At 61.2% G+C, this 12,321-nt stretch carries 9 protein-coding genes and 3 pseudogenes; 5 read left to right on the forward strand and 7 right to left on the reverse strand.

Annotated elements, in window-relative coordinates; translation table 11 throughout:
- Nucleotides 1-77: 77 nt before the first annotated feature.
- Entirely contained in the window at nt 78-1,847 is a 1,770-nt protein-coding gene (locus tag KF941_RS26365; RefSeq protein WP_114535631.1) for an alpha/beta fold hydrolase, read from the reverse strand.
- Nucleotides 1,848-2,192: 345 nt separating this feature from the next.
- Nucleotides 2,193-4,784, reverse strand: a complete 2,592-nt coding sequence (locus KF941_RS26370; protein WP_214275042.1) for an ATP-binding protein — start codon at nt 4,782-4,784, stop codon at nt 2,193-2,195.
- Between KF941_RS26370 and KF941_RS26375 the strand changes: the two are divergent.
- From KF941_RS26375 to KF941_RS26390, 4 genes and pseudogenes are all read left to right on the forward strand, one after another.
- Nucleotides 4,731-5,360: pseudogene (locus KF941_RS26375) on the forward strand (aldo/keto reductase); the annotation flags it as partial. The gene KF941_RS26370 and the pseudogene KF941_RS26375 overlap by 54 nt on opposite strands.
- A gap of 116 nt (nt 5,361-5,476) precedes the next feature.
- Nucleotides 5,477-5,719 carry a type II toxin-antitoxin system ParD family antitoxin gene (locus KF941_RS26380; protein ID WP_028714767.1) on the forward strand — a complete coding sequence of 81 codons (243 nt, stop codon included), beginning with the start codon at nt 5,477-5,479 and terminating at the stop codon, nt 5,717-5,719.
- Between the two features lie 8 nt (nt 5,720-5,727).
- Nucleotides 5,728-6,042, forward strand: coding sequence for a type II toxin-antitoxin system RelE/ParE family toxin (locus KF941_RS26385; protein WP_114535647.1), 315 nt, complete (start codon nt 5,728-5,730; stop codon nt 6,040-6,042).
- A 531-nt stretch (nt 6,043-6,573) separates the two neighbouring features.
- Nucleotides 6,574-7,002: pseudogene (locus KF941_RS26390) on the forward strand (integrase); the annotation flags it as partial.
- Here the strand turns inward: KF941_RS26390 and KF941_RS26395 are convergent.
- Nucleotides 6,977-7,436 (reverse strand): annotated as a pseudogene (locus KF941_RS26395) (IS5 family transposase); the annotation flags it as partial. The pseudogenes KF941_RS26390 and KF941_RS26395 sit on opposite strands and share 26 nt — an antisense overlap.
- A 213-nt stretch (nt 7,437-7,649) precedes the next feature.
- On the opposite strand from KF941_RS26395, the gene KF941_RS26400 reads away from it, so the two are divergent.
- Nucleotides 7,650-8,480, forward strand: coding sequence for a TetR/AcrR family transcriptional regulator (locus KF941_RS26400; RefSeq protein ID WP_240540636.1), 831 nt, complete (start codon nt 7,650-7,652; stop codon nt 8,478-8,480).
- A 563-nt stretch (nt 8,481-9,043) separates the two neighbouring features.
- On the opposite strand, the gene KF941_RS26405 is transcribed toward KF941_RS26400, so the two are convergent.
- From KF941_RS26405 to KF941_RS26420, 4 genes are read right to left on the reverse strand one after another with little or no spacing between them, the layout of a single operon-like run.
- Nucleotides 9,044-9,751, reverse strand: a complete 708-nt coding sequence (locus KF941_RS26405) for an ABC transporter ATP-binding protein (protein ID WP_214275043.1) — start codon at nt 9,749-9,751, stop codon at nt 9,044-9,046.
- A 1-nt stretch (nt 9,752) separates the two neighbouring features.
- Nucleotides 9,753-10,493 (reverse strand): ABC transporter ATP-binding protein, encoded by a 741-nt coding sequence (locus KF941_RS26410; RefSeq protein ID WP_214275044.1) that lies wholly within the window; start codon nt 10,491-10,493, stop codon nt 9,753-9,755.
- A 1-nt stretch (nt 10,494) separates the two neighbouring features.
- Nucleotides 10,495-11,424, reverse strand: coding sequence for a branched-chain amino acid ABC transporter permease (locus KF941_RS26415; RefSeq protein ID WP_214275045.1), 930 nt, complete (start codon nt 11,422-11,424; stop codon nt 10,495-10,497).
- Complete coding sequence (locus KF941_RS26420) at nt 11,424-12,320, reverse strand: branched-chain amino acid ABC transporter permease (protein ID WP_214275046.1); 897 nt, start codon at nt 12,318-12,320, stop codon at nt 11,424-11,426. Before KF941_RS26420 ends, KF941_RS26415 begins: the two co-directional genes overlap by 1 nt.
- Nucleotide 12,321: the final 1 nt, after the last annotated feature.

Raw genomic sequence — 12,321 nt, forward strand, 5'->3', positions numbered from 1 at the left:
GCACCAGCCGTGCGCCCTGCGTGGCCGCTCTAGAGGATGGCGATCCGCGTTGTCATACGCCGATTGGTGTATGCAGCTCAGTTTCGGTGTGCCAAGGCGATGATACGATCAAGGATGAGGTCATTGCGCTGGTAAAAAACCAACTCGGCCGCATCGGTGACCGGCTCGACGGTGATCAGGGGATTGATCCTTTCCAGTTGCCTGCACGAAGCAAGATCGATACCGGGATCTTCGGTGGGCGCCAGATATCGCATGGGTATGCGCAACTCGCGCAGCGCGGTGTCCATGCTGTGGCGCGAAAGCTGCAATTCCCGCACAAAGGTCGCGTGGCCCTGCTTCAGCAGATGCTCACAGGCGTTCCGGATCAATGCCGTCCAATCGGGGTTACGCACCGTTTGCTGGTTCAGCGGCGTATGGCGGAAGGCGCGTTCCAGATACCAGTCCAGGCCGTGCTGGCGCATCATCCGGTGTCCCGATTTGGCCATCAGTTCGGCAACCCATGGCGCACTGTCTGCGAGTTGCAGCATGATGCGTTGAATCTGCGGCAGGCGCTGGACTCCCGAAGGATCGATCCCGCACGAGAAGCCAATCGCCAGTATTCCGTGGAAGCGCGTGGGATTTGCCACCGCTTCGACGACCAGAGGCAAGGTGCCGCTGGCCAATCCGACGCCAAGGCAAGGGCGGCCGATGACCTGGTCGAGAAAGACCCGCAATGCGACAAGATTGTCGCTCATCACATCAAGCGAGGAGTCCATGGTGCTGTTCCCGTGACCGGGTCGCGACGGAACATAGAGACAGATGCCAGCGTCGCGCAGCCGGGCTTCTCCATCGCCAGGCAGCAGATAGGTCATCGGCAATCCCCGCAGCATGACCACGGGGATGCCCCGCTTCGCGCCCATCCAGGTCCAAGCGATCTTGCGGCCATCGGGCATCTCGATCAGCTTTTCGCGGCCCAGGGGATCGTGCCAGACAGGGGCTTCGCCCCGAAGCCCGACATGTTCACGGCTGGCGATCATGGCCAGCAGGCGCATCAGGTCGATATTCGAGGGGGCGCCCATCTTGGCCATGATCGTCTTGATCTGGGTGCGCACCGTCAGCAACGACACGCCTCGCTCTGTCGCGATCGATTCGAGGTTGCGCAGGCGAAAGAACAGATGCGCGACCTCGGATTCGGCCTGCGTCAGGCCGAAGGCCTGTTGCAACCGCTCGGCGATCCGCGGCCCCCAGGCGATTTCCAGGGAACGGATGGCGATATGGGCGCCGCTCTGGCCCGGCACGCGGATCAGGTAGCCCTCGGCCAGGAAGGATTCGCCATAGCCCTCGGTGGCCGGCAGGATCGTCAGGATCGCTTGCGCCGCGTTGCCCTGACCGGTGGCGGCACGCAACAGGGCACGATAGTCCTCCAGAGAATTCGGCGCGATGACTGCAGCGTCCATGAACGCGCCCTGGCGCTTGCCGAACGCGCGTTCGCCCGCAATGTTGATGACCGCGACATTGCCGTTTGGAGACAGCACAGTCGCCGGTCCCGGCACTTCGGAAACCGCCAGTTTCAGCGGGTCGTTCTCGGTCGGGACGTCCAGCTTTTCCAAGGTGTTGCGGAAGGTCAGCAACTGGCTGAACAGCCCCTTGGAGACTTTGGGATGCTCAGCATCTCCGCCGGACGATGCGAGCTTGGCCTCCCAACTCGCCACCATCTCATCGAAAGCATGCTCATCGATGATCGAGCGATAGGTGCTGGCGATGATGTTCAGATCGATATCGTCGTCCGAACTCTGGCCTTCGCTCAACTGAGGCGACAGAAAGAAATGCTGATCGGCCAATGGTGTCTTTGGTTTGGATTCGAGCACGATGGAACCTTTTCACTAAAGCCACCGCGGCGTTGCATCTTATCGGGTGGCCTTCAATCGTCAGGACCCGGCATCACGGGGACCTGCACAAGGTTGAACGCAGCGCCAGCGTAATCGCTGATCCGGGTATTAGCCACACGAATATCTGGTCGAATAACACCCCGCTGGCCCGTTTTGCATCTTCCTGCTCATCTCAGGGCGATCCGGCGGACGCTTCCGCCTTTCTTCCCCAAGGCACCCACGTTCCGACGACAGCAAAGTTCTGAGTCGAACATGATCACTCCCGCGGACGGACTCGCTGCCTCCCCTTTCTCATCCCCACCGCGTCGCCCGCAGCCGGAGGTTTCACTCCTGTCGGGATGAACCGGCAGCGAGTTTATCCCTGACCTCCCTCAAGGCGGCAACGGCTCGTCTCGCACTTGACGCCAGGATGTCTCGGTCTTGCCGCAAGGACGCTGTCGGGCTGTCGCCCCTGTCGCTCGCGAGCCGCCTGCAATGGGTTGCCAGATCCAGCAGCCCCAGCGCGCCGGCCGCACCGGCAAGCGTATGGGCGGCATCGGCGCGCTCCCTTGCATCGGCGCCGGACCAGATACGAGACAGCCGACCGTCCAAGTTACCGAGGAAACCCGCAATCGCCTTCCCAACCGCATCCGGTCCGGCATAGGTGACCTGGGCGGCCAGAAAGCTCTCATCGAGCACGGGTGTCGCATCCGTCCTGATAGAATCGTCCGGCTCGGTGTCACCTGCCGAATGATGCAGGTGGCCCTGCACTTTCGCGCGCAGTGCCGTAGGGGTGAAGGGCTTGGCGAGAAAGCCGTCGATCCCCGCCGCCTGCATCTGCGCCTTATCGGGGGCAATATTGGCCGACACCGCTACGATGGGAACGTCGGCCGCCCATCCGCCCAGGGCCCTGATCCGAACTGCCGTTTCATAGCCGCTGAGATCGGGCATCCTCAGGTCCAGCAGCAGGATGTCGAAGGATTGCCTCATCGCGCAATCGATCGCCGAGCGGCCCGACTCCATCGTTATCACCTGGGCACCGGAGGCCGACAACACCCATTGCGCGACGAGCCGATTTTCCTCGCCGTCATCGGCGACGAGAACCCTGATCCCCGCCAGCGAAAGCTCTTTCTCCGGTGCCGGTCGCGGATCGGGCGCCGCCCTGCCCTGCAGGACCGCAAGCAGCCTCGGCGGAGCCAGGGGATAAGCCTCCACGCGAAGCCCGCTTTTCTCGGCCAGGGTGCGATAGGACGCATTTCCAAGCGGGGCCAATACCAAGACCCTGTCGCTCAGGGCCTTGGCTGCGGCGAACCAGTCCGAAAGGCTGGCGGTGCCATTCGCATCCAACCCCTCCGAAGCGATGGGCAGGATGATTAGCGCTGCGTCCATTTCCGAAGACGATGCGACCAACTCTGGCTCGGCGGTATCGAGGACGCAGGCACCCACCCCCTGCCTCTTCAGGATCGCTTCGAATGCCGCGCGGGTCCTGGTGGCCGGGCCGAGCAGGGCCACGCGGCCTTGCAAGGGTTGGCGCAAGGGGTCCTCGGCAAGCTCGCCGCATGTTACCAGCGGCAAGGTCACGCGGAAGGCACTGCCCCGGTCGACCTCGCTTTCGACCCTGATCGTGCCGCCCATGGCCCGGGCCAGCCCGGCCGAAATGTTCAGGCCAAGTCCTGCGCCGTGGATCTCGTGGTTGGCATCAGCGCCGATGCGGGAAAATCGTTCGAATATCCGCTCCAGATCGTTGGGACGGATGCCGATCCCGGTATCGGTCACCTCGACCAGCAACTGGGGTTCCGCGGTTTCGCCCGTGACATCGGCCCTGACCTCGATCCAGCCTTTCCGAGTATATTTGATGGCATTGCCAACAAGGTTGAACAGGATCTGGCGCAGCCGCAGCGGGTCCACCATCGCGGTTGCGGGCAGCCGCTGTCCGAAGGTCAGGACGATATCCAGCCCCTTCCGATGCGCCAGCGGCGCGACGCCGCGCACGGCTTCTTCGCAAAGCCGGCCGATATCCGTCGCGGCGGGGTAGATCTCCAGGTGGCCGGACTCGATGCGGGAAAAGTCCAGCACATCGTCCACGATGGCGGCCAGCGCGCGTGCGGAACTGGCGATGCCGGACAGATGGGCCGCGGCGGGCGCAGGGTTGCCGTCCTCGATCAGCAACTCGGCCATGTTGAGCAGTGCATTCAGCGGCGTGCGGATTTCATGGCTCATGACCGACAGGAATTGGCTCTTGGCCTCGTTCGCCGCCTGGGCGCGTTCGGCCGCCTCGGCAAGTTCGCGGTTCTTCCGCACGATCTCCGCGGTCCGCTCGGCGATCCGCTGTTCGAGTTGCCGGTTCAGCGCTTCGAGTTCCTCTTGCGCCTTCTTCACTTCGGTGATGTCGTGCGAAGCAAAGAAGGCCAGCTTCCGGCCCGCATGTTCGACAAGCTCGGCGCTGACCAGGATGTCTCGCAGCTTACCGGTCCGCGTCCGCATCCGGGCCTGGAAGTTCTCGATCTTTCCATCCTCGCGCAGCCTGCGAACGATTTCCGTCCGGCTCGTATCGCCCTGCTCCCACACCTGCATCTCGCTTGCGGTGCGGCCGATCACCTCCTCGCGCCGATATTCCATGTTCCTGAGCCAGGCGTCGTTGACATCCAGATGCTCTCCGGTGTCCAGGACCGAAAGGGCGGACAGGCCGGGATTGAGCTGGAAGGCCCGCGCATAGATCGGGTCGAGGTTTCCGGTCCCGTGCATCAGATGCAGCACCGCACCGCCCCCGGCCATGGGATCGAGCCGGTAACGGAATTGCCCGACCCCACCTGTCCGCAAAAGATGTCCCTCTGACTGCCGGACGGCAGCGAACCATCCGGACGCCGCCCCCTCGATCCGCTGACCCCGATCGCCGAGACGCTCGAGGCGCTCGATACGCTCGTGCGGCAGGGCCATGTGCGCTACATCGGGTTGTCGAACTGGGCGGCCTGGCAGATCGTCAAGGCGTTGGGCATCACTGATGCACGCAAGCTGGCGCCGATCCTGTCGCTGCAGGCCTATTACACGCTGGTCGGCCGCGATCTGGAACGCGAGATCGTGCCGATGCTGCAAGCCGAAGGCATCGGCCTGATGGTCTGGAGCCCGCTGGCGGGCGGCTTCCTCTCGGGCAAGTACAGCGACGGCACCGCCGCGAACGACGGTCGTCGGGCGAGCTTCGACTTCCCGCCGGTCGATCTGGCGCGTGGCGATGCCGCCATCGCCGTGATGCGCGGGATCGCATCGGCCAAGGGCTGCACGGTGGCGCAGGTGGCGCTGGCCTGGCTTCTGCACCAGCCGGTGGTGACCAGCGTGATCGTCGGGGCCAAGCGGATCGACCAGCTGCAGGACAACATCCGCTCGACCGAGGTGGCCCTCACCGCCGAGGACCTGGCCGCGCTCGACAGGGTGACGAGGCTCCCCGCCGAATATCCGGGCTGGATGCTGGAACGCCAGTCGCAATACCGCGCGCCGTTCGCTTCGCAGAAGGGCTGACATCCCCGCGTCGCCCCGCCCATAGGCGCGGGGTGACGGCGCTGGTGCCGGGCGGCGTTCGAACGGTTGAGACTATGCTCGAATCTGATATGATCGAGCATGAAGGAGATGTCGCCATGCCCAACGTCCATCTGACGGAACCGATGCGGGATTATGTCGAGGGCCAGATTAGGTCCGGTGCCTATGCCAACCTCAGCGAGGTCGTGCGCGCGGGGATCCGCCTGCTGATGGAGAAGGACGGCGCAAGACAGTTCTATGCGCTGAAGGCGGAACTTGAGGAAGCTGCCGCCGCAGCCGAGGCGGGGGGCTTCGCGGAGTTCGACGCCCGTGCCTTCGAGCCGGACGCCTTCCGAGGCTGACCCTCCGAATGGTGATCAGGCTATCCGACCTTGCCCGGCAGGATCTGGAGGAGATCCGCCAATATACGGTCGAACAGTGGGGCAGGGAGCAATGGCTGCGCTATTATCGGGGTCTCGCTTCCGCATTCGAGCGGATTGAGCAGGCGCCGCTCTCGGGCCGACCACGAGATCTGTTCCTGCCGGGGATGCGTTCGCTCAATTACGGAAAGCACATCATCTTCTACGCGCCGATCAAGGCCGCAGGAGACGCGGTCGTCGTGCTGCGGATACTGCATCAGAGGCGGCATCTTCCCGCGCTGGTCTATTATGAAGATATTGAATGAAATTGGGTTCGGAACCTCCCAGGTCTTCGGAGCGCCCTTGGGCTGGACGGTGCCAGCCACACTTGAAAGTCCGACAGGAACTAGATATTCTGTTTTTATACAATCGCTTACAGGGAGTGTTGGTCTCGGTAGTTGCGCGCCAACGCAACCAATTTGATCCAAAAAATCTATATAAATCAATATATTATACACAGAGCGCCAAACGGCGCGCTGTGTCCATTTCTACGGGAAGCGCCCAGACTAGAGCACACTATCAAGCAATATCAATCGCTTGGGTGCGCCTGGGCGTAAATAGATTCAAATCGAAGGTAGCGGAACACGCAACCACACACAAAGCACATCGCTAAGATCTTGATCGCTGTGATCGCCGTAGAGGAAGCGTCTGGACCCATGTGATCGCGCAAGCATGCTCCATCGGTCCGATAAGCTTTCCGCCCGCGAAACTGCACAAAACGATCCAGGTTGCCGTGGTACCATGATGCCTGTCGGGTCAACCGAAGTCAGGGTGGACCAGGGGCAGGAGGTATCGCCATGTCCGTCGATTTTCTGCCTGCACTTCGGCCTGAGCACCCAGCGTGGAACAAGGGTCGCATCATCGGCCAGAAGCGCCCACTGCTGCCGAAGCACATCTGGTCCATCCGTGTCCGCCTCGAGATGGCGGACAACCGGCGCGATCTTGCGCTGTTCAATCTGGCCATCGACAGCAAACTCCGTGGTTGCGACCTAGTTTGCCTGAAGGTGCGCGATGTCTTCGCGGCAGGGAGGCTAAAGGAGCGTACGTCGGTCACCCAGAGCAAGACGGGCAAGCCCGTTCGCTTCGAGATCACTGAAACAACACGGCAATCCCTAGAGCGCTGGATAGCCGATCCGAAGATGCTCGGGCTCGAGTATCTGTGGCCGAGCCGACTTCACCGCAGTGAGCATCTGTCGACGCGCCAGTATGCCCGGATCTTGCGCGACTGATCTCGGTTCTCATCGGGAGGTCGGCGCCGTTGACACGGAGATGGATCTTGGTTGAAAACCGACCTCTCGAACGGCCAAGAGCTTCTTTCGGAGTCCCCCTTTTTCGCCCGCCGCATGATGGTGGGTTCGGCTTCCTGTTCTGCCGACGATCTGGAGTTTGTCCGGCGCGATTCCGCATGGTTCAAGGCGTCCAGAATGTCCTCCCAAAGTCCCGCAATGGTCCAACCACGGAACTGGCGGCAGATCGACGGCCAATTGCCGAACTTCTCCGGGAAATCCCGCGACGGCGCTCCTGTTCGCTCGATCCAAAAAGCGCCATTCAGAACAAGACGATGATTTTTAGGCTTGCTGCCGTTCGGATGCTGGACCGCCTGGATGAAGCCCTCAAGAAATATCCATTCGACGTCCGAAATAAGGTTGCGCGCAAAGATCCTCTCCTGGGTAGAGATGATCTTCAATCACAAGACGCCGCAGAGCGGAATCTCTTTCGTCAACACGATTTGGCCGCGGGTATGTCAAGCAGGTGCGACATAAGGAGATCTTGTGGGCCGAAAGCGTTGGCTTGTTGTCACTGTGGGTGCTGTGCCAATCAATCGGATCAGGTGTTGGTTCCCCAGGCTAAGGTCCGTTGCAAGGATATGGCCATGCAATCACATATTTTTCTTCAGGCTGGAAAGAGAAACAGGTTTCAGCTGTGGGCGCTGGACTTTCGTCGAATCCCGTGGTTCTCTGCAAAGATCTACGCGAGGATACGTTCATTGAGCACCAAGACATCATCCAGATCCATCCCGCGACGTCTTTCAAGGCATGACAGGACTACGCTCATTCTCAGAAACGCGCGAGCCGTGATTCGTGAAAAAGGATTCGAGAATTTCCTGCCTTTGGAAGTCGCGCAACGCAGCGGCGTATCCGAGGGGATGGTCTATAAATATTTCAAGAGCAAGCGCGAGCTGATGGAGCGTGTTGCGGAGGATTGGTTCGAGGAGTTTCTAAGTGAAGCTCCCGTTCCGGCTTCCGATCTGCCGCTGCGCGATCAATTGTTCCAAGTGATCTGGAGCTCGCTGATGTCGATCAAGCGGGAACCGGCGCTGACCCGGTTCGTGCTGATGGAGTTGCGCGCTGATCCGAATTACCGCAACTTGCCGACCTATCAGCAAAGCCGCCGTTTTGCAAAATCCGTCGTGGATGTGATCGAGCTTGGTATCGAGCAGGGGGCTATCCGCGCAGATTTGAACCGCAAGCTTGTCCGCGACATGATTTTCGGGGCGATCGAACATTCGACATGGGCCTTTTTGCGCGGTGAGGACGAGGAATTTTCGGTTGAACTGACGGCGCGCGGCATCACCGACATGATTCTGGACGGGATAAGGACACCAAGGCCGCCCACCAGCGAACTGGTCGAGCGGCTCGAGCAGTTGACGCGACAGCTTGCCGACGAACTGCGCCATGTGCGGCCGGAGCCCTCCGAGGAATAGTTTTTCCGCCTCTCGCCTGCACATATCTGTGTCGACATTGCCGGATTCGATATTGCGTTGCAATTCCAACCCGACCTCAGCTATCGACCGGATCGTGAATATGCCACGCGATTGGACAACGGCTTGATTTCCGATCCGGCCGTTGAAGTGGCAGAGTGTCATATGCGCTAAGTGTTCAATAATTCGCTTTGTCCTTTGACCATGCGCCGCACCGGATCAAGAATTCGACAACAAGCGGCACTGTCGACATGATTGAACTATGATACCCTGGATGTCCTTGCGTGCAGGGGGTTCCGATAATCGCAAAGTGTCTGCCATGACCCTGCCATGGCAGACACCAGTCGGATTGAGATGGTATTTCAGACAGCGAAATTCGATCAGGAACCAGTTGCTTCGCCGCCCCCATGAGCCGGTCCCAGCATCCGGTGGAAACCCGCGCCGTAGGTCAGGGGATACCACCCCGCAGGCCGTGGCGTATCCCTGGCATCGAAGGAGGAAGATGATGACTTATGTGAATGCCATGGTTGCGGGGTGGTTCCGTTTCGGGGGGTTGCCACATTTCGTCAGATGTGCAGATAACGGTTCTGAACTTCTTCGTTCTCGCGCAGTTCCGCTGCGGTTCCGTGATAGACGACGGATCCTTTTTCTAAGACATAGCAGCGGTCGCTGAGATCCAGAACGAAATCGAGGTTCTGTTCGGCCATGATGATCGAAACGCCGGAATCGCGCAATTCGCGGATCTTCTCGCCGATCTGGGCGACGATCAGCGGGGCGACCCCTTCCGACGGCTCGTCCAGCAGCACCAGTTCGGGATTGCCCATCAGCGTGCGCGCGATGGTCAGCATCTGCTGCTGCCCGCCGCTGAGCAGCCCGCCCGGCCGATCCCGGAACCGTTCGAGATCCGGGAAAAGTGCAAATACCCGCTCTTCGTCCCATGGCTCGAAGCCCGCGCGCGGCGGCAGCCGGGCCACGTCGAGGTTTTCCCATACGGTCAGCGAGCCGAAGATGCGCCGTTCCTCGGGGACATAGCCCAGCCCGTCGCGGGCGTTCAGATGGGACGGTCTTCTGGCGATCTGTCCGCCCTTCCAGACGATCCCGCCCGAGGAGGGCGGGGTGATCCCCATGATGGCCCGCATCGTGGTCGATTTGCCGACGCCGTTGCGCCCCACGAGCGCGACAAGCTCGCCCTTGTCGACGCTGAGGGAAACGTCGTGCAGAACCTTGCTGAGGCCATAGGACACGTTGATTGCCTCGACTTGCAGAAGGCTCATGTCATTCCCTCCCCAGATAGATGCGCTGGACATCGTCATTGGCACGGACCTCGTGCGGCAGGCCCGTTGCGATGATCTCGCCGTGATGCAGGACGGAGATCGTGCTGGCGATCTCGAACACGACATTCATGTCATGTTCGGTGAACAGCAGCGTGATGCCGCGTTCCTGCACGATGTCGCGGATCAGGCTGATGCTGGACAGGGTCTCGGCGATGGACATGCCGGCCGTGGGTTCGTCCAGCAGCAGGACTTTCGGGTCCGCCGCCAGCGCCACTGCCAGTTCGAGCTGCTTTTGCTTGCCATGGGCCAACTCGCCCGCGCGCCGGTCGCAATCCGCGGACAGCTTTACCTGCTCGAGCAGCTGCATCACCTCGTCCCTGAACAGGCCGGCGGCGCCGCGAAACGGGTTGAACTGCAGCTTGCGATTGGCGATCAGGGCGACCTGCACGTTCTCGAAGGCCGTTTTCCTGGGAAAGACGTTCACCTTCTGAAAAGACCGCGCCATGCCGATCCGCACGATCTCATGCGGCTTCATCCGGGACAGGCGCTTGCCGTCCAGCATGACGCTGCCCGTGGTGGGCAGGATCAGCCCCGAGATCAGGTTGAACAGCGTGGTCTTGCCGGCGCCGTTCGGACCTATGATCGCGTAGCGTGCCCCGCGCTCGACCGAGAACGAGACATCGTTGATCGCGACGAAGCCGCCGAATTTCTTGGTCGCATTGGTGATTTCAAGAAATGCCATGTCACTTGCGTCCAAGGCGCGCATAGAGTTTGCGGAACAGTCCGATAAGCCCGTCGGGCAGAACCAGGACGACGACCAGAAGGATCAGCCCCATCACCAGCGGCCAGTATTGCGTATATTGGTGAATCGTGACCTCCAGCAGATACAGCAGCGAGGCACCCAGAATCGGTCCGACGAAACTGTGGACGCCGCCAAGCAGGACGCTGATCACGATATGGCCGGACTGGGTCCAGAAGGCCGATTGCGGATACATGCCGCGCAGATACATCGCCATCAGGCTGCCGGCGACGGCGGCGAAAAGCGCGGCCAGGACAAAGGCGATCAGTTGCATCTGCCGGACATTGACGCCCAGGAAGCTGGCGCGCGTCTCGTTCTCGCGGATGGCGACGAAGGTCCGGCCCATGGTGGATTTGCTCAGTAGCCACATCAGCACCGTCGAGGCGGCGACTACCGCCAGCGTGAACCAGTAGAAGCTCTGCGGCGATGCCAGGAACCGGGGCAGGGCGATGCCCACGAAACCGTCGTCGCCGCCGGTGACGGGTTTCCACTTGATGATGATGCCCCACACCAGCATCGAGAAGGCCAGCGTCAGCATCGCGAAATAGATCGCCTTGAGCCTGACGCAAAGCATCCCGATCACCAGGGCGAAGGCCGTCGCCAGAAGAATGGCCAGCGGCATCGCGGCGCCCAGCGGCAACTGCCACCGGGTCAGGAAGAAGGCCGTGGCATAGCCCCCGATCGCAAAGAATGCGGCATGGCCGAAGGAGACCAGCCCGACATGTCCGACCAGGATGTTCAGGCTGAGAGCCAGCAGGCTGAAGATCATTACCTGGACCGCCAGCTCGGTCAGGTAGCGCGACCCCAGGAAGGGCACGGCCACAAGGACCAGGAACAGGCAGGCAAGGAAAACGAGTTGCGGACGGTTGGTCATCAATGGCGCTCCTCATCAGCCTTGCCGAAAAGTCCCCATGGACGCACCAGCAGGATGACCACCATCATCACGTAAGAGGCGACGATGACCCATTCCCCCAGGTAGATCGAACCCATGACGGTCAGGAATCCCAGGATCAGCGCTCCGACGAAGCTGCCCAGCAGGCTGCCCAGGCCCCCGATGATGACGATGATGAAGGCGTCGATGATGACGAGCGCATCCATGCCAGGATCGACCGCCGAACGCGGCGCGGCCAGCGCGCCACCCACCGCCGCCAGTGCCGCACCTGTGACGAACACGCCGGAATAGACCAGTTTCACGTCGGTCCCCAGCGCGTTGAGCATCACCCGGTCTTCCCGCGCGGCCCGCAGGATGCGGCCCCAGCGCGTGCGCTCCATGAAGAACCAGATCGCAATCGCGATGACCGGCCCCATGACACACAGGAAAAGGGCGTATTTTGGGTAGTAAGAGATCCCCAGGTTGAGGGCTCCGCGCAGAAACGGCGGCGCGCCGATGCTGTACTGGCCGGACCCCCAGATGATCTTGACCACGTCCTTGATGACCAGGACCAGCGCGAAGGTGAACAGAAGCTGCAACATATGCTCTTTGTCATAGAGGCGTGATAGCAGCCCCCGCTCGACGACAAAGGCGATTGCGCCCATCACGACGCCGGCGCCCAGCACCCCCAGCAGAAAGCCGAGGTTGGTGTCGCCCGTCACGCGCAGGATCGACAGCGCGACATAGGCGCCGACCATGTAGAAAGCGCCATGGGCGAAATTGACGATGCGCAGGACACCGAAAATCAGGGTCAGGCCGGCGGCGATGATGAAGAGATTCATCGCCAGGGAAAAAGAGTTCATGACCTGTATGAACAGGATGGTAGGGTTCGTGAACATG

Source organism: Paracoccus sp. pheM1 (assembly GCF_018499825.1).
GTDB classification, from domain to species: Bacteria; Pseudomonadota; Alphaproteobacteria; order Rhodobacterales; family Rhodobacteraceae; genus Paracoccus; species Paracoccus versutus.

Coding starts and splice junctions, on each gene's coding strand:
- KF941_RS26405 (WP_214275043.1), bottom strand. CDS start 9,751: ATGAGCCTTCTGCAAGTCGAGGCAATCAACGTGTCCTATGGCCTCAGC.
- KF941_RS26410 (WP_214275044.1), bottom strand. CDS start 10,493: ATGGCATTTCTTGAAATCACCAATGCGACCAAGAAATTCGGCGGCTTC.
- KF941_RS26385 (WP_114535647.1), top strand. CDS start 5,728: ATGGTGATCAGGCTATCCGACCTTGCCCGGCAGGATCTGGAGGAGATC.
- KF941_RS26415 (WP_214275045.1), bottom strand. CDS start 11,424: ATGACCAACCGTCCGCAACTCGTTTTCCTTGCCTGCCTGTTCCTGGTC.
- KF941_RS26370 (WP_214275042.1), bottom strand. CDS start 4,784: ATGGCCCTGCCGCACGAGCGTATCGAGCGCCTCGAGCGTCTCGGCGAT.
- KF941_RS26380 (WP_028714767.1), top strand. CDS start 5,477: ATGCCCAACGTCCATCTGACGGAACCGATGCGGGATTATGTCGAGGGC.
- KF941_RS26420 (WP_214275046.1), bottom strand. CDS start 12,320: ATGTTCACGAACCCTACCATCCTGTTCATACAGGTCATGAACTCTTTT.
- KF941_RS26400 (WP_240540636.1), top strand. CDS start 7,650: ATGCAATCACATATTTTTCTTCAGGCTGGAAAGAGAAACAGGTTTCAG.